This is a genomic window from Zoogloea sp., assembly GCF_023150065.1.
Lineage (GTDB): Bacteria > Pseudomonadota > Gammaproteobacteria > Burkholderiales > Rhodocyclaceae > Zoogloea.
In genome coordinates, this window is record NZ_JAKLLN010000004.1 from 221,365 (window position 1) to 238,051 (window position 16,687).

Genomic DNA, 16,687 nt, shown 5'->3' on the forward strand with positions numbered 1-16,687 from the left:
CAATGGCGGCTCAGTTGCGCAACTCCTGCTGCCAGCGCGCCCGCTCCCGGGACAGGCGCTCCTGCACGCGCCGCTGCTCTTCCATCTCGGCGCGGCGCTCGGCTTCTTCCTTCTGGCGCTTCTCGTATTCGGCCTGCTGGCGGGCGGCCTGCTCGGCGTGCTGCAGGTCGGAGGAAACCCGGTCGGCGTAGTAGGTGCGCTCACGCAGGGCCTCCTCACGGCGGCGCTCCTCATCCCGGCGGGCGCGCTCCTGGCGCTCCTGCTCGTAGCGGCTGGCCGAGTCCACCCTATCCTGGCGCTCCCGGCGCTCCTGCTCGGCGATCTCGGCCTCGCTCATGTTGCCGTACATCTGTCGCCGCTCGGCGGCCATCACCCGCTCCTGGGCCTCGGCGGCCATCTCGCCGCTGGCCGCGCGCCCGGCCTGTTTGAAGGCGAACAGGGAGAAGAAGATCTGGATGACCATGCCGACGATCATCAGGCCACCGATGATGGTCAGCATGATGCGGCCGGGTGTCCATTTGACGTCGCTGATCTCCACCTTCAGGGGCAGGCCGCCGTCCGCCAGCGGCGGCGGGGCGACCGTGGCGTGGACCAGGCTGGCATCGTAGGCGGCACGCCGGCCGGGCTCGGAGAGAATCCAGTAGGCCTCCTTGATGGCCTTGATGCGGTTGTCCGCATCCACCGGCGGGAGACCGTGCTTGCCCGACTGGTAGCGCTCGACCAGCATCAGGTGCGCGGCGCGGATTTCGGCCTCGGTGGCATCCGGGCCGAGCCCGAGCAGTTCGTATAGGGTGGTCCTGGCCTTCATGGCATGACAGAAACTTGGGAAGGGTTGCGCACGTGGGCGTGATTATGGCCGACAGGCTGGGCCTGCGGAAAGGCCGCCTCCTGCCTTCAGGCAGACCAGCTCAGCGCAGCGGGCGGCACTCGGCGGTGCAGCGTCCGTAGGCGGCTTCGCAGTCGGCATCACGTTCGAAGCGCCGTTTGTCGGCCTCGGCCCGGCGGGCCTCCAGCCGTTCCATTTCGGCACTGGCGTCGGAGCCGGCGCGGACATCCTGCCGGGACACCCAGGTATCACGCTCGAAGCGGTCGACGGAGCGGGCTTCCTTCTGGCACCGGGTTCGCTCCGTGGCACACACACTGGTGCACAAGCCCCCTTCGTCGGCATGGGCCGGCAAGGCCGAGGCGAGGGTCAGGAGCAGCAGGCTGGGGAGGTAGGCACGGGGCATGGCGATATTGAACAGGGACTGGCTGGCCGGAAATTTTGAGGCGGCGGATAATCACTCCCGATGGTCCGGCGCCCAACCTTGAAAGGATAGCATCATGAGAATCGCTCCCGTGCTCAGCCTGACCGTGCTGCTGCTGGGCAGTCAGCCGGTGCTGGCCCAGGCCACCCTCGGCGAGCTGCTGGAGCAGGGCGGAAAACGCCTGGACAAGGCCGAGGTGCAGGCGCTGCTGGTCGGCGCAACCCTGTCGGGCCCCACCACCATGGGGGGCGATGTGCGCCTGGAGGTGAAGGCCGATGGCAGCGTCAGCGGCAACATCCGGGGTGTCCGCTCCTACGGCGTGATGGGCACCTGGAAGCTCGAAGACGACGCCCGTTTCTGCACGGATCTCAACAGCGTCGGGGCGAGGCCGACCCAGCTGTCCTCCTGCAATCACTACTACCGCCGGGGCAACGACTACTTCGCCGCAGATGCCGCATCCACGCCCGACACGCAGGTCCGCCCACGCCAGGTGAGCCGCTGAGCGGGCTTCAGGTCGAGGCCGGCCGGTCGTCGGCGATGCGCCCATCCACCAGGCGCACGATGCGGTCACAGCGGGCCGCCAGGCGCGGGTCGTGGGTGACGATGAGGCAGGCACAGCTGCTCTGGCGGTTGAACTCCCGCAGCAGGGCAAAGATGTCGTCGGCGGTGTGGGTGTCCAGGTTGCCGGTGGGCTCGTCGGCCAGGATCAGGCGCGGGCGCAGGGCCAGGGCGCGGGCGATGGCGACGCGCTGCTGCTGACCGCCCGACAGCGCGGCCGGCTTCTTGAGGGCGTGGGCCTTCAGGCCAACGGCGTCGAGCAGTTCGAGGGCGGTGGCTTCGGCCTCATCGTCGGCACGGCCCCGGGCGATGATGGTGGGCATCATCACGTTTTCCAGGGCGGTGAAGGCCGGCAACAGGTGGTGGAACTGGAAGACAAAGCCGATGCTGCGCCCCCGCAGCTGGGTGATCTCGGCCTCGGACAGGCTGGCGGTGTCGCGCCCGCCAATGGACAGGCGGCCGCCGGTGGGGCGCTCCAGCAGGCCGATGATGTTGAGCAGCGTGCTCTTGCCCGAGCCCGAGGGGCCGATCAGCGCAGCGAACTCCCCTTCGGCCAGGCTCAGGTCGATGCCGTGCAGCACCTCGGTCTCCACCGGCGTGCCGAGGTTGTAGGCCTTGGTGAGGCCGGCCAGTTCGATGACAGGGGTAGTCATGAGCGGATCGCCTGCACCGGGTCCATGCGCGCCGCCCGGCGGGCCGGGATGAGGGCCGACAGCAGGCCCACGGCGGTGGCCACCACCGCCGCCATGGCGATGAAGCGCGGCTCGAGCTCGGCGGCGAAGAGGGGCTGGCCGTCGGCGTTGCGGTAGATCGCCGAGAACACGTTGAGCAGGGTGAAGGCCAGGGCACTGCCGAGGATGGAACCCACCGCCCCCACCACCGCCCCCTGGATCAGGAAGACCTGCAGGATCATGCCCCGGCTGGCCCCCATGGCGCGCAGGATGCCGATCTCCTTCTGCTTCTGCACCACGCTCACCACCAGCACGCTGGCAATGCCCAGGGCCACGATGATGACCACGAAACTGCGGATCAGGTTGTTGGACACCGACTGGTTGCGCAGGGCCGCCAGCAGCTGGGCATTGGTCTGCATCCAGCTCTCCACGGTCAGGCTGGTGGCGCCGCGCAGGCGGTCGGCCACGGGCTGGGCCTCGAAGATGTCGGCCACGGTGAGGTCCAGGTTGGAGACGCCGCCGGGCAGATCCAGCAGGCTCTGAGCCAGGGGCAGGGTCACGAAGATCCAGCGGCGGTTGAGATCCTTGTTGCCGATGTCGAAGATGCCCCCCACCTGCAGCAGCTCGTCGCGGCCATTGGGCAGGGCCACCCGCAGCTTGTCATCCATGCGGATGCCCAGATCCTTGGCCAGCTCGGAGCCGATCACCGCCCGCGTGCCGTCCACGGCAAAGCGGCCGGCCACCATGTATTCCTCCATGCGCACGATGCGCCGGTAGCGCTCGGCGTCCACGCCCATCAGGGCCACCGACTTGCTGGCCTGGCCGCGCACCGCAAAGGCCGGCCCGGTGACCACCGGCGACACCGCCGTGACCCCCGGCATGTCGGCGGCCAGGCGGGCGATGTTCTCCCACTGGTCGATGGAGCGCAGGCGCTGGGCGCGGGGTTCGATGATGGAGGCAAAGCCGGCCTCGTCGATGGCACGCCGGTTGGCCTCCTCGGCGGGGCGGATCACCACGTGGGCCTGGCTGCCCAGCACCCGGTCGACGATCTGGGCCTGGAGCTGGGTGATGAGCTGGGTCAGGAAGACGATCACCGCCACCCCGCCGGTGGTGCCGGCGAGGATCAGCAGGGTCTGCATGCGCCCCTCGCGCAGGAAGCGCAGGGCCACGAGGGGCGCGAAGGGGAGCCGGAGCTTCATGCCGGGGGGCTCCGCCGGCCAGCCGGGGCGGCCATCAGCGGGTCATGCCCTGGGGCACCTGCACGCCCGACACCTTGGGCTTGCGGGCCTCGCGGATACGCAGACGGTCGCCTTCCAGGGCGCCGCCGGCGGGCAGCAGCACCTCGTCGCCTTCAGACACGCCTTCCAGCACCTCGACCCGGCCGATGCCGCTGAGGCCCAGCTTGATCGCCACCCGGGTGGCGATGCCGTCCCGGGCGACCAGCACCCAGGGCTTGCCGCTGTCCGCGTCGCGCACCACCTCGGCGGGCAGCACCAGGGCGGCATCCCGGTGGCCGGTGATGGTCTCGACGGAGACGGTCATGTCCGGGCGCAGGAAGGCCGGCGCCGCCGGCACCCGGAAGCGGGTCTCGACGGTGCCGCGCTGGGGGTCCACGGCCGGTGCCAGGTAGTACAGCTCGGCGTCGAAGGGCTGGGCCGGGAAGGCGTCGGCCACGCCGCGGGCCTTCTGGCCGGGCTTGAGCAGACGCAGGTTCTTTTCGTCCACGGTGGCATAGACGCGGGTCTCGCCGGCCTCGGCCAGCTCCAGCAGCACCTTGCCGGCGGTGGCCACGTCGCCGGGCTCGGCCTTGCGGGTCAGCACCACACCGGCCGCCGGGGCGGTCAGGGTGAGCTGGGCGGCGCGGGCGCGGGCGTTGACCAGCTGGGCGCGGGCCTGCTCGACCCGGGCGCGGGCCGCCTCGCGCTCGCTGCCACCGGCCTGCTGGGCCGTCAGCTGGGCCCGCGCGGTATCGGCCGCTGAAGCGGCATTGGCGGCATTGCGCAGGGCGTCGTCGGCCTTGGACTGGGCGTAGAAGCCCTTGGCCACCAGCTGGCGGGCACGTTCGGCCTCGGCCAGGGCCACCTTGCGGTTGGCCTCGGCCTGGGCGAGCTGCTGGGCGGCCACGGGGCGGGCAACGCTCTCGATCTGGGCAAAGCGCGCCTCGGCCTCGGCGAGGGCTGCGGCAGCCTGGCCCACCAGGGCCTCGGCGTCGTCGGCGCGCAGGCGGGCCAGCACCTGCCCGGGGCGCACGGAGTCGCCCTCGCGCACCTTCACCTCCAGCACGGTGGCCGCCAGGGGGCTGCCGATGACGATGCGCGCCGGGGTGGCGATGCGCCCGGTGGCCACCACCGACTGGGTCAGGGGTGCCCTGGCGACGCTGACCACCTCCACCTCACGCCCCCGCGGCCACAGCACGGCAGCCGCCACCACGCCAGCCGCTGCCAGCGCCAGGATCAGATTGCGGCGCTTCATGCCGGCTCAGCCAGCAGCTTGTCGAGGAGGGCGTGGAGCTTGGGGAAGTCCGGCTCACCAAGGAACTTCTGGACGATGCGGCCCTTGCGATCAATGATGAAGGTGGTGGGCGTAAGGCGCACCTCCTCGAAACCCTTGGCCGCCTCGCCGGTGGTGTCGAGGACCACGGTGAAGGGCAGGCCGCTGCGGGCGGCGTAGTTGCGCACGTATTCCGGCGGGTCGTAGCTCATGGCGATGGCCACGGTCTCGAAGCCCCGGGAGGCGAATTTCTGGTGGGTTTCGACGAGTCGGGGCATCTCGGCCACGCAGGTGGTGCAGGTGGTGGCCCAGAAGTTCACCAGCACGACCTTGCCGCGCAGGGCCCCCAGATTCGCGCTCTGACCGTTGAGGGTGGTGTAGCGCACATCCGGCGCCGCCGGCTGGCTGCAAGCGTTAAGGAGTGCAAGGAGGGCGACTGCGCCCAGAAGGCGCGTGATAGCCTTGAGAAACATTGTTTTTAACCGGAAGAGAGAGGTGTGCCGTGCGTGGGATTCTGCGAGCTTTGCTGCTACTTGTCATCTGTGGCCAGGCCTGGGCCCTGGGTCTTGCCGACCTCACCGACAAGGATGCCTCCGGTGGTTTGCGTGAGGCTCTCGCCCAGGGGGCCGAGAAAGCGGTAGGACAACTGGGGACTGACGGGGGTTTCTTCAACAACCCGAAAGTCAAGATCGGCCTGCCCTCCAGCCTGGCGCCCATGGAGGACATGCTGCGCACCATGGGCCGCGGCAAGGATCTGGACGCCCTGGTGAGCACCATGAACAAGGCCGCCGAGCAGGCCGTGCCCAAGGCAAAGCCGCTGCTGGTGGAGGCGGTGAAGAAGATGAGCGTGGAGGACGCCAAGAAGATCCTCTCCGGCGGTGACGACGCCGCCACCCGCTACTTCAAGGACAAGACCGGCGCCCAGCTCGCCGAGTCCTTCCTGCCCACCGTCAAGGAGGCGACCGACAAGCTGTCCCTGTCGACCCAGTACAACAAGCTCGCCAGCAAGGCCAGCCAGTTCGGCCTGGCCAAGGGCGACGAGCTGAAGATCGAGAACTACGTGACCCGCAAGGCCCTGGACGGGCTCTTCCTGATGATCGCCGAAGAGGAAAAGGCCATCCGCAAGGACCCGGTGGGCGCCGCCGGCGGGCTGGCCAAGAAGGTCTTTGGCGCCATCGGGCAGTAAGCCCGGCCGCTGCGGGGCCCGGCCCCTGCCTGCCAGCGTGCATCCACAGCCCCGCCTGCTCGCCCTGGGCGATGCCGCCTTCACGGTGGAGTTCGGCGAGCCTGCCGCCCGGCAGATCACCCCGGACATCCAGGCCCGGGTGCTCGGTCTGGCCGCCGCCCTGGCCGAGCTGCATGCCGCTGGCGAGCTGCCGGGGGTGATCGAGTGGGTTCCCGCCTTCCGCTCGGTCACGGTGCATTTCGACCCCGACCGCTGCCCTCCCCGCCACCTCGCCACCCGCCTGCAGGCCCTGGCTGCCGAAGGCCGGCAGGCCACCGGCAGCGGGCGTGAGTGGACCATCCCGGTGTGCTTCGAGGGCGACTTCGCCCCCGACCTGGACGCCGTGGCGGCGGCCCGGGGGCTCAGCCGCGAGGCCGTCGTGGCGCAGCTCATCGCCACCGAGTTCATCGTCTGCATGCTCGGCTTTCTGCCTGGCTTCCCCTATCTCGACGGCCTGCCCGCCAGCCTGGAGATGCCCCGCCTGGCCACCCCACGTCCCCGCGTGCCGGCCGGCTCGGTGGCCATCGCCGGGCGCATGGGGGCCATCTACCCGTGGGACAGCCCGGGCGGCTGGCGCCTGGTGGGGCGCAGCCCGGTCAGCCTCTTCGACGCCCACCGGGCCGAGCGTCCCGCCCTCTTCGCCCCCGGCGACCGGGTGCGCTGGCAGGCGGTGGGGGCGGACGCCCTGGCCAGGCCGTGAGCGCCCGCCTGGCGATCCGCACGCCCGGCCTCGGCGTCAGCATCCAGGATGGTGGCCGCCACGGCCACCGGCACATCGGCGTGCCCCTGTCCGGCGCCCTCGACCCGGTGTTCCTGGCCGCGGCCAACGGCCTGCTGGGCAATCCGGCCGACGGTGCCGGCCTCGAGGTGCTGCTCGCCGGGCCCCTGCTGGAGGCTCTCGACGAACCGGTACGCATCGCCCTGGCCGGCGCCATGGGTGCCCGACACCTTCGCATCGGGGGCACCAGCCGGGCCGTTCCGGCCTGGTCCACCCTGACCCTGCAGCCCGGCGAACAGCTGCAGGTGGGCAGCCCCCGGGGGGTCGGCTACATCGCCATCGAAGGCGGCCTGCTCACCCCACCCCTGCTCGGCAGCCGCTCCACCTACGCCCGGGCCGGGCTGGTCCATGGGGCCACCACCCTGCCCTGCCACGCCGCCCGCCCGCACACCGGTGAGTGGCAGAACGACGCCTTGCGCCATGGGGACGGCCCGATCCGGGTCATCCCCGGCCCCCAGGACGGGCATTTCACCGCCGCAGCCCTCGACCACTTCTACACCACGCCTTTCCGCGTGACCCGCCAGCGCGACCGCATGGGCCTGCGCCTGGCCGGGCCGGCCCTGGCCCACAGCCCGCTCGGCGCCGACATCGTCTCCGACGGTGTGACCCCCGGCGCCATCCAGGTACCGGCCGACGGGCAGCCCATCCTGCTGCTCGCCGATTGCCAGACCGTGGGCGGCTACCCCAAGATTGCCACCGTGATCCGCGCCGACCTGCCGCGCCTGGCCCACCTGCAGGCCGACGACGAGATCCGCTTCCGCGCCGTGGACGCCGACGAAGCCGCCGCCGCCCGGGCTGCTCTGGCCTGCCGCCTGGCCGACTGGCTGACCCGCGCACGACCGGCCCCGGCGGGCGGCGACCCCGAGACGGCTCTGCTGCTGGCCGCCAACTTAGCCGGCGCCGCAGTGCGTGGCGACGACCCCCACCTGTGGCCCGACGAAACGAGACCCGGCACATGACCCGCCTCCTCAACCTCAACGCCGACCTGGGCGAAAGCTTCGGTGCCTGGCAGATGGGCAATGACGCCGAACTCCTGGGCAGCCTCGACAGCGCCAGCATCGCCTGTGGCTTTCACGCCGGCGACCCGCTGGTGATGCGCGACACCCTGCGCCGGGCCAAGGCCGCCGGCGTGAGCATCGGCGCCCACCCCGCCTACCCTGACCTGCAGGGCTTCGGCCGGCGCCCCATGACATTGCCCCCGGCCGAACTGGAGGCCATCCTGATCTACCAGATGGCCGGCATGGCCGGCATGGCCCGCACCGAAGGGCTGGCCATGGCCCACGTCAAACCCCACGGCGCCCTGTCCAACATGGCCTGCACGGACGCCACCCTGGCCGACACCGTGGCCACCGCCATCCGGATCTTCGACCCGGGCCTGATCCTGCTCGCCCCGGCCTGCTCGGCCCTGGCCAGCGCCGGCCGCCGGGCCGGGCTGCGGGTGGTCGAGGAGATCTTCGCCGACCGGGCCTACCAGGACGACGGCAGCCTGGTCCCCCGCAGCCGCCCCGGCGCCCTGATCCACGGCGCCGCCGCCTCCCTCGCCCATGTGCTCGCCATGCTCGAGGCCCGGTCCATCATCGCGGTGAGCGGCACCCACCTGCCCACCCCCATCGGCAGCATCTGCGTGCACGGTGACGGCCCCGAGGCAGTGGCCACGGCCCGCGCCCTGCGGGCCGGGCTGCTCGAACGGGGCTACCGTCTGGCTGGCCTCGAGGCGATTGCCACCGACTGAGCAGGATGGCCGGGCCACCGGCCCCCCTCACGGAACCCGCAGCCCGGCACGGCGTCCACCGAGGGCCAACCCGAGGAGAAACAACAATGAACAACGTCTCCCACATCCCCTCCTACCTGTCCCCCGAACACCTGGGCCCCTGGGAGACCTTCCTGGTCCAGATCGATCGGGTGGAACCCCATCTGGCCCCCGAGCTGCGCCCCCTCGCCCCGATCCTGACCCGCCCCATGCGGGCGCTGATCGTCAATGTGCCGATCCGCCTGGACAACGGCGAGATGGCGCATTTCGAGGGCTACCGGGTGCAGCACAACCTGGCCCGGGGGCCGGGCAAGGGCGGCATCCGCTTCCACCCCCAGGTCACCCTGTCGGAAGTGATGGCCCTGTCGGCCTGGATGACGGTGAAGAACGCCGTGGTGAATGTGCCCTATGGCGGCGCCAAGGGCGGGGTGCGGGTGGACCCGAAACAGCTCTCCCTGGCCGAGCTGGAACGCCTGACCCGCCGCTACACCAGCGAGATCCACATCCTGCTGGGGCAAGACAAGGACATCCCGGCCCCCGACATCAACACCAACGAGCAGACCATGGCCTGGATCATGGACACCTACTCCATGAACGAAGGCCGCACCGCCATGGGCGTGGTCACCGGCAAGCCGGTCAGCCTGGGGGGCAGCCTCGGGCGCAAGGACGCCACCGGCCGCGGCGTCTTCGTGAGCACCGTGGAAGCCGCCCGGCACCTGGGCCTGGAGATCGCCGGGGCGCGGGTGGCGGTGCAGGGCTTCGGCAATGTGGGTGAGGCGGCGGCACGGCTGTTTGCCGAGGCCGGCGCCCGGGTGGTGGCCCTGCAGGACGGCTCCGGCGCCATCGCCAACCCTGGCGGGCTCGACCTGCAGGCCGTCAAGACCTGGCGTCAGACCCAGCGCAGCCTGCTCGGCGCCCCCGGTGCCGAAACCATCGACGCCGAGCGCTTCTGGTCCACCGACGCCGACATCCTGGTGGCCGCCGCCATGGAGAACCAGATCACCGCCGCCAACGCCGGGCTGATCCGTGCCCGCCTGATCGTCGAAGGCGCCAACGGCCCCACCACCCCCGAGGCCGACCTGATCCTGCAGGAGCGGGGCATCACCGTGATCCCCGACGTGCTGGCCAACGCCGGCGGGGTGACCGTGAGCTACTTCGAATGGGTGCAGGACATCAGCGCCTTCTTCTGGACCGAGGACGAGATCAACGCCCGCCTCGACCGGATCATGCGCGAGGCCTTCGCCGCCGTCTGGGAGGCCGCCCGCAGCAAGGGCATCGTGCTGCGCACCGCCGCCTTCGTGCTCGGCTGCGAGCGGGTGCTGATGGCCCACAAGCTGCGGGGCCTGTACCCCTGAGAGCCGCGCGGGGTCGATCACCCTGGCCGAAGCCCATGGCGTGACCACCGCCGTCATCCAGACGTCACACCGATGTCACCCTGGGCAGGCAGGCTCGCGGATCCGAATTTCCGCGTACCTGCCGTGCTGCCCTCCGACGCCTCCTACGGTTCCGACCGCTCCGGCCTGATCTCCGGCTTCCTGTTTCACCCGGGCAGCCGGGGCGAGCCCCTGGACACCGCCGCCGCCGCACGCTGGCTGAGCGGCGAGGACGCAGCAGCCGGCGCCTTCGCCTGGCTGCACTTCAACCTGGCCAACGCCGCCACCGAACGCTGGCTGGGGGAGCACCTGGGCAACGCCGAGGCCTTCATGGACGCCCTCCACGAGGGCTCCCGCTCCACCCGCATCGAGCACACCCAGGACGCCCTGATCGCGGTGGTGAATGATGTGCTCTACGACTTCGATTTCGAACCCTCCCAGATCGCCACCCTGTGGATCTCGGTGGATGCGCGCACCCTGGTGAGCGCCCGCCTGCAGCCCCTGCGCGCCATCGACCGGCTGCGCGCCGCGGTGAAGGGCGGCGAGACCTTCGACTCCAGCGTGGCCCTGCTCACCCATCTGCTGCGTGACCAGGCCGACGTGCTGGCCCAAATCGTCCGCGCCGCCACCGAGCGCGCCGACAAGGTGGAGGACGGCCTGCTCGCCGGGCGCATCCAGCACAGCAGGGCCCGCCTGGGTACCCTGCGGCGGGTGCTGGTGCGCCTGCGCCGCCTGCTCGCCCCCGAGCCCGGCGCCCTCTTCCGCCTGCTCAACCAGCCGCCCGCCTGGATCGCCGACGACGACGTGCACGACCTGCGCTACTCCACCGAGGAGTTCTCGGCCGTGCTGGGCGACATGGCAGCCCTGCAGGAACGCATCAAGCTGCTGCAGGAAGAGATCGTCGCCCGGGTCACCGAAGAGACCAACCGCAGCGTCTATGTGCTGACCATGGTCACGGTGCTGGCCCTGCCCATCAACATGATCGCCGGCCTGCTGGGTATGAACGTGGGCGGCATCCCCCTGGCCGAACATCCCCACGGCTTCCTGATCATCGTCGCCATCATCGCCAGCTTCACCGTCATGGCCGCCCGCTGGGCCTTCCGGCAGCAGGAGGAGTGAGCAGGCTGCATCCCCGTGGGGTCGAATTCATTGGCGCTGTTCGCGCTAGGTATGTAAACACGGTCTCTGGCAATCCCACCGGGCTTTGAGCGCCTTAACTACCGATGGAAAAGCACTTTCCTGGCGCTACGGAACGGTTTTCCGTTGTATGACGTCACATTGGCCGGGGACTCGCCCCCGGCGGGCGACATCCTTTCTTGTTGCACGACAAGAAAGGATGCAAAGAAACGTGCCCCGCTGCCGCGCCCCCTTCGGGGGTTCCCTCCTTCCGCGTCCGTCAGGCGGGGTCTGCGCAAACTCGCCCTGCGGGCTCAGACATGCGCAGCCCTATCTCAGTAAAGGCTCGGTGTGTGTGAAAGCCCGTCTGAACCGCCGAGCAGCGGAACAACGGGCGGGGAAGTCCGGCGCAGCTGTTTGAGCCCGCAGGGCGAGTTCTGCGCCGGCCGCCCGTTGTGAGCAGCGCAGGGCAGTCGGCCGAAGGCCGACCGGTGAAGCCGGGTCGCCTTCTTTGCCTTCTTTCTTGGCGAAGCAAGAAAGAAGGTCGCCCGCCGGGGCGAAATCCCGGCCAACGCCACGAAAAACAACGGAACCCCCGCCAGTAACGGCGAGCACCAGCATGGCTTAGCGCCGGATCGGGGTGACCTTGGGGAGGTTCTTGGTGAGCAGCTTCCAGGCCACGCCGAAGACATCATCGCCCCGGGACACGGCCTTGCGGGGCAGGGTCAGGGGGTCGTCGGCGGGGGTGGCGGCGGCGCGCACGCAGGTTGTGCCGGTGAGGTAGCCGGCCTCGGCGGCGGCGTGCACGGCGCGCAGGTCGTGGCTGCCGTAGGGGTAGCAGAAGTGATCGACCCGCCGCCCCAGCAGGTCCTCGAGGGCGAGCTTGCTGTCCCGGACTTCGGCGAGGATGCAGGCGTCGTCCTGCTGGGCCAGGCGCAGGTGGCTCTTTGAGTGGGAGCCGATGGTAAAGCCCAGGCTCTGCACCTCGCGCAGCTGGGCGGCGTTCATCAGGGGGGCCGGCTCGGGGCCGACGCCCGCGTCCCAGCTGGAGGTGGTACCGATCAGGCTGCTCACCGCGTAAACGGTGGCGGGGTAGCCGTGGGCCTTGAGCACCGGCGCGGCGTTGTCGAGGAAATCCACGTAGGCGTCGTCGAAGGTCAGCACCAGGGGCCGGGGCGGCAGGGCGAGCTCGCCACGCAGGCCGGCGGCGGCGTCATCGAGGCTGACCACCGAATAGCCCAGCACCTTGAACAGGCGCATCTGGGCGCGGAAACGCGGCAGGTGGCAGTACAGCGCCCCATGGGCCTTGACCCGGCCGGGGAAGTGCCCGACCCGGTGATACATGAGGATCTGCACCTGGGTCATCGGGCGCAGGCCTCGCGATACACGGCAATCGTCCTGTCGAACATGGCGCTCTCCGTGAAGCCGTCTTCAAAACGCTGGCGGGCCCGGGCGCCAAAGGCGCTGCGGCGGGCCGGGTCGAGCAGCAGCGGGGCGATGGCTGCCGCCAGGGCGGCGGGATCATCCGGCGCCACCAGGGCACCGCTGGCGCCCTCCTCCACCACCTCGCCGATGCCGCCGACGCGGGTAGCGACGATGGGCAACGAACAAGCCGAGGCTTCGAGCAGGGTCAGGGACAGGGCCTCCCGCCGGGACGGGGCGAGGAGCAGGTCGGAGGCCGCCATCAGGGCCGGCACATCCTCGCGCAGCCCCAGGAAACGGACCCGCTCGGCAATGCCGAGTTCCCCTGCCAGGGTCTGCATCTGGGGGCCCAGGTCGCCGTGGTGGTCGCCCGCCAGCAGCAGGGTCCAGGGTTGGTCGCGCAGCCGGGCCAGGGCGCGCAGGGCCGTGTCGTGGCCCTTGGCCGGCACGATGCGGGCTGCCATCAGCAGGCAGGGTTCGTCGTCGGCCAAGCCCAGCTCACGCCGGAGCGTGGCGCGGGTGTCGGCCGGCAGCCGAGCGGCCAGGTCGGCGATGCCGTGGTGGACCATGCGGATGCGCGCCGGGTCGTAGCCCTGGCGCTGCAGGAAGTCGGCCACCGCACCGGACACGGCGATGATGCGGTCGGCCCGGCCAAAGTGCTTGCCGGCATTGTCGGAGTGGGCCGTGGCCACGTTGGGCAGGCCCGCCAGCCGGGCGGCCAGGCCCACATACCAGGCGCTGCGGGTGAGGTGGCCATGGAGCAGGTCCACCCGCTGGCGCCGGGCATACAGGGCCAGGCGCAGCAGCGAGGGCAGGTCGTAGAGCCCCAGCAGGGGCAGGTCGATGCCATCGAAGCCATCGGCCCGCAGCTGCTGGCCGAGCCAGCCGGCCATGGGGCCGGCGTACAGGCAGTCGTGGCCCCGGGCGCGCAGGCCGCGCATGAGCTGTAGGGCGTGGCGCTCGGCGCCGCCACTCTTCATGCTGCGCAGGACGGTCAGGATCTTCACCGGCCCAGCACCTGGTGGTAGATGGCCAGGTTGCCCTCGACCATGCGGTCGATGGAGAACTCGGCCAGGATGCGCGCCCGGCCGGCTTCGCCATACTGGTGGCGCAGGGCCGGGTCGCCGGCGAGGCGGTCGATGGCCGCCGCCAGGGCGTCCACGTCGGCGGGGGGGCACAGCAGGCCGGTGACGCCATCGAGCACGGCCTCGGGCAGGCCACCGGCACGGCTGGTGATGACCGGCACGCCGGCCGCCGCCGCCTGCAGCAGGGATACACCCAGGCCCTCCATCTCGGCCGGGTGCACCAGCAGGTCGAGGCCGCCGATCCAGTGGGCCAGGTCGTGGCGGAAGCCGGCGAAATGCACCACGCCCTCCAGCCCTCGGGCGGCCACGTCGGCGCGCAGCTCGGCCAGCAGGGGGCCCTGGCCGAACACCAGCACCTGCAGCTCGGGGTATTTGTCCACCAGCCCGGGCAGGGCGGCAAACAGGTAGCGGTGCCCCTTGCGCGGGATCATCTGGGCCACCACGCCGGCCACCAGAGCGTCCTGGGGCAGGCGGAACTCGGCCCGGAAGGCGGACGGATCCACCAACGGCAGAAAGGGCGCCGGATCGACGGCGCTGCGCACGCAGCTCACCCGCCCGGGGGCCAGCCCCTCGTCCAGGAGCACCTGGCGGATGCCCTCGGAGATGGTGATCACGTGGTCGTAGAGGCGGTATTTGAGGGCCACCGCCAGGCGCGACTCGGGGTTGTCCACCCGCCGGGACAGCACGCAGGGCACCCCAGCCAGGCGCGCACCGAGGGCACCCCAGGTGTCGGCGCCACGGCGGCTGTGGAGGTGCACCAGGTCGGGCTTTTCGGCGCGGATCAGGCGGGCCAGGCGGAAGGCCAGGCCGATGTCGGCGTCGCCACCCATGCGGATGGGCAGCACCCGCACGCCGGCCGGCGGCTGGCGGCTCATCTCGCTGTCCAGGGGGCAGGCGAGCAGGCTGTCGATGCCCCGGGCAGCCAGGCCCTCGGTGATGTACTGGACCTGGCGGGCGCCGCCGTAGAGGTGCTTGCCGGCTTCCACATGGAGGATCTTCATGGCGCGGCCCCTCCGGCGGAGAGCAGGGCCCGGGCGCGTTCCAGCACCATCGCCGGGGTGATGTCGCGCAGGCAGGTGAACTTGCCGCCGCAGGTGGGGCGGCGCCGGCACGGGGAGCATTCCATGCCCAGCCAGATCACACTGCCGCTGGGCCGCCCGGTGTCGGTGTAGGGGCAGGTGGAACCGAAGAGGGCCACGGTGGGGCGGGCCAGGGCGGTACCCATGTGGGTCAGGCCGGTGTCGACGCCCACCAGCAGCGCAGAGTGGGCGATCAGCGCAGCGGCTTCGGGCAGGCGGGTCTGGCCGGCCAGGTTGACGATGCGCGGGTCGGCGGCGGCGATGCGGGCGGCGGCGTCCACGTCGGCCGGGCCGCCGAGGATCACCGGCGTCAGGCCGGTGGCCTCGATCAACAGTGGGGCCAGGGCCTGCCAGGCGTCTTCGAACCAGTGCTTCTGGGGGCGCGTGGTGAAGGGGGCAAACACCGCGTAGCGGCCGGGGGCCAGGCCCCGCTCGGCGAGCAGGGCCCGCACCCTCGCGTCGGTGGCCGGCGCCACCGTGAGGGTGGGCAGGAAGTCGCCAGCGTCAAAGCCCATCTGCGAGGCCAGAAACTGGTATTCGGAGCCGATGCGGGCGGCCTCGCCGCCCCGGGGGATGACCTCGCTCATGAGCCACTGGCTGCCCTCCTTCGAGCCCAGGCCGACCCGCCGGGACGCCCCCGACAGCCAGGTGAGGAAACCGCTCTTGAGGAGGCCCTGCAGGTCGATGGCCAGGTCGAAATGACGGTCGTGCAGCGCGCTCCGCAGCGCGCGCACCTGGCGCCACAGGGCCAGGCGCTGGCCGGATTTCCACAGGCGCACCCACTCGGCCTTCGACCAGGTGATGACCTCGTCGATGTCCGGGTCGGCCAGCAGCAGCTCGTGGATGCCCGGCTCCACCAGCCAGGCGATGTGGGCGTCGGGATGACGCCGGCGGATGGCCCCCGGCAGGGCCGAGGCGAACACCACGTCACCGATGGCGGAGGTGCGGACGATCAGGACACGCATGGCCCTCAGCGCCCCCGGCGACCGGACAGGGCAGGCATGGGGCCAGGACACGGACTGACGTGCTCGAAGACGGGCGGAAGGGACATCGACAAGGGCTGGGCAGGGCGGGAAGGCGCTATTGTGCCCCAATCCGGCGCCCTTTCCCCTGCGCTACCTTCAGGCAAGCTGGGGGCTGCGGCGGATCGGCGTGCTCTTGTATTGATTGCGGGCGAGCAGCTTCCAGAACAGTCCGAAAGCCGTGGTGCCCTGGTGCACGGCCTTACGGGGCAGGGTCAGCAGGTCGTCACGGGCCGTGGCCGCCGCCCGCAGGCAGGTGGTGGCGCTGCGGTAGCCCGCCTCCGCCGCCGCCTCCACGGCCCGCAGATCGTGACTGCCGTAGGGATAGCAGAAGTGATCCACCGGCTGGCCGAGGGTGTCTTCGAGCACCCGCTTGCTGTCCACCAGCTCGCGGGTGATCGATGCCACGGACTCGACCCGGGCCAGCCGGGGATGGGTCATGGTGTGGGAACCCACCGTGAAGCCCATGGCCTGCACTTCGCGCAGCTGGGCGGCGTCCATCAGCGGCGCCGGCGCCAGGCCTTCCGGGGCGACCCAGTCAGACCGGCCGCCAAGCATGCCGGCCACCGCATAGACGCAGGCGGGGTAGCCATGCCCGGCCAATACCGGCGCCGCGTGCTCGAGAAAATCCACGTAGGCATCGTCGAAGGTCAGGGCCACCGCACGATCGGGCAGGGCAGCCTCTCCGCGCAGGCCGGCCACGACCTCATCGAGGCTGACCACCCGGTAACCCAGGTGCCGGAGCATGGCCATCTGGGCCTTGAAGCGGGGCAGATGGCAGTACTGCCCCCGGTGGGAGGGCATGCGGTCGGGAAAATGGCCGACCCGGTGGTACATCAGGATGTGGACTCGGGGATTCAATGCGCTTCCT

At 70.9% G+C, this 16,687-nt stretch carries 18 protein-coding genes; 7 read left to right on the plus strand and 11 right to left on the minus strand.

What is annotated here, in order from left to right:
• Positions 1-10: 10 nt before the first annotated feature.
• Entirely contained in the window at positions 11-808 is a 798-nt protein-coding gene (locus L6Q67_RS07470; protein WP_296567587.1) for a DnaJ domain-containing protein, read from the minus strand.
• Between the two features lie 100 nt (positions 809-908).
• A complete protein-coding gene (locus tag L6Q67_RS07475; RefSeq protein WP_296567589.1) occupies positions 909-1,229 on the minus strand; it encodes a hypothetical protein in 321 nt (106 codons plus the stop codon).
• Between the two features lie 94 nt (positions 1,230-1,323).
• On the opposite strand from L6Q67_RS07475, the gene L6Q67_RS07480 reads away from it, so the two are divergent.
• Positions 1,324-1,749 carry a hypothetical protein gene (locus L6Q67_RS07480; RefSeq protein ID WP_296567590.1) on the plus strand — a complete coding sequence of 142 codons (426 nt, stop codon included), beginning with the start codon at positions 1,324-1,326 and terminating at the stop codon, positions 1,747-1,749.
• 7 nt (positions 1,750-1,756) lie between these two features.
• On the opposite strand, the gene L6Q67_RS07485 is transcribed toward L6Q67_RS07480, so the two are convergent.
• From L6Q67_RS07485 to L6Q67_RS07500, 4 genes are read right to left on the minus strand one after another with little or no spacing between them, the layout of a single operon-like run.
• The gene (locus tag L6Q67_RS07485) at positions 1,757-2,458 is read right to left on the minus strand and encodes an ABC transporter ATP-binding protein (RefSeq protein WP_296567592.1); all 702 of its coding nucleotides are present in this window, start codon (positions 2,456-2,458) and stop codon (positions 1,757-1,759) included.
• A complete protein-coding gene (locus L6Q67_RS07490; protein ID WP_296567593.1) occupies positions 2,455-3,675 on the minus strand; it encodes an FtsX-like permease family protein in 1,221 nt (406 codons plus the stop codon). The genes L6Q67_RS07485 and L6Q67_RS07490 overlap by 4 nt, the downstream gene beginning before the upstream one ends.
• 34 nt (positions 3,676-3,709) lie before the next feature.
• Positions 3,710-4,948, minus strand: coding sequence for an efflux RND transporter periplasmic adaptor subunit (locus L6Q67_RS07495; RefSeq protein WP_296567596.1), 1,239 nt, complete (start codon positions 4,946-4,948; stop codon positions 3,710-3,712).
• Positions 4,945-5,439 carry a peroxiredoxin gene (locus tag L6Q67_RS07500; protein WP_296567600.1) on the minus strand — a complete coding sequence of 165 codons (495 nt, stop codon included), beginning with the start codon at positions 5,437-5,439 and terminating at the stop codon, positions 4,945-4,947. The genes L6Q67_RS07495 and L6Q67_RS07500 overlap by 4 nt, the downstream gene beginning before the upstream one ends.
• Before the next feature lie 50 nt (positions 5,440-5,489).
• On the opposite strand from L6Q67_RS07500, the gene L6Q67_RS07505 reads away from it, so the two are divergent.
• From L6Q67_RS07505 to L6Q67_RS07530, 6 genes are all read left to right on the plus strand, one after another.
• Complete coding sequence (locus tag L6Q67_RS07505) at positions 5,490-6,152, plus strand: DUF4197 domain-containing protein (RefSeq protein ID WP_296567603.1); 663 nt, start codon at positions 5,490-5,492, stop codon at positions 6,150-6,152.
• Positions 6,153-6,189: 37 nt separating this feature from the next.
• A complete protein-coding gene (pxpB, locus tag L6Q67_RS07510) occupies positions 6,190-6,891 on the plus strand; it encodes a 5-oxoprolinase subunit PxpB (RefSeq protein WP_296567604.1) in 702 nt (233 codons plus the stop codon).
• Entirely contained in the window at positions 6,888-7,928 is a 1,041-nt protein-coding gene (locus L6Q67_RS07515; protein ID WP_296567608.1) for a biotin-dependent carboxyltransferase family protein, read from the plus strand. Before pxpB ends, L6Q67_RS07515 begins: the two co-directional genes overlap by 4 nt.
• Positions 7,925-8,701 carry a LamB/YcsF family protein gene (locus L6Q67_RS07520; RefSeq protein ID WP_296567611.1) on the plus strand — a complete coding sequence of 259 codons (777 nt, stop codon included), beginning with the start codon at positions 7,925-7,927 and terminating at the stop codon, positions 8,699-8,701. Before L6Q67_RS07515 ends, L6Q67_RS07520 begins: the two co-directional genes overlap by 4 nt.
• A gap of 86 nt (positions 8,702-8,787) precedes the next feature.
• A complete protein-coding gene (locus L6Q67_RS07525; RefSeq protein ID WP_296567613.1) occupies positions 8,788-10,074 on the plus strand; it encodes a Glu/Leu/Phe/Val dehydrogenase in 1,287 nt (428 codons plus the stop codon).
• 123 nt (positions 10,075-10,197) lie between these two features.
• A complete protein-coding gene (locus L6Q67_RS07530; protein WP_296567615.1) occupies positions 10,198-11,211 on the plus strand; it encodes a transporter in 1,014 nt (337 codons plus the stop codon).
• A gap of 621 nt (positions 11,212-11,832) precedes the next feature.
• On the opposite strand, the gene L6Q67_RS07535 is transcribed toward L6Q67_RS07530, so the two are convergent.
• The 5 genes from L6Q67_RS07535 to L6Q67_RS07555 form a co-directional block, all read right to left on the minus strand.
• Complete coding sequence (locus L6Q67_RS07535; protein ID WP_296567618.1) at positions 11,833-12,573, minus strand: polysaccharide deacetylase family protein; 741 nt, start codon at positions 12,571-12,573, stop codon at positions 11,833-11,835.
• Complete coding sequence (locus L6Q67_RS07540; protein ID WP_296567619.1) at positions 12,570-13,637, minus strand: glycosyltransferase; 1,068 nt, start codon at positions 13,635-13,637, stop codon at positions 12,570-12,572. The genes L6Q67_RS07535 and L6Q67_RS07540 overlap by 4 nt, the downstream gene beginning before the upstream one ends.
• Entirely contained in the window at positions 13,634-14,716 is a 1,083-nt protein-coding gene (locus L6Q67_RS07545) for a glycosyltransferase (protein WP_296567622.1), read from the minus strand. The genes L6Q67_RS07540 and L6Q67_RS07545 overlap by 4 nt, the downstream gene beginning before the upstream one ends.
• Positions 14,713-15,759 carry a glycosyltransferase family 9 protein gene (locus tag L6Q67_RS07550; protein ID WP_296567624.1) on the minus strand — a complete coding sequence of 349 codons (1,047 nt, stop codon included), beginning with the start codon at positions 15,757-15,759 and terminating at the stop codon, positions 14,713-14,715. The genes L6Q67_RS07545 and L6Q67_RS07550 overlap by 4 nt, the downstream gene beginning before the upstream one ends.
• Positions 15,760-15,915: 156 nt before the next feature.
• On the minus strand, positions 15,916-16,677 hold the full coding sequence (locus L6Q67_RS07555; RefSeq protein ID WP_296567627.1) for a polysaccharide deacetylase family protein: 762 nt from the start codon (positions 16,675-16,677) through the stop codon (positions 15,916-15,918).
• Positions 16,678-16,687: the final 10 nt, after the last annotated feature.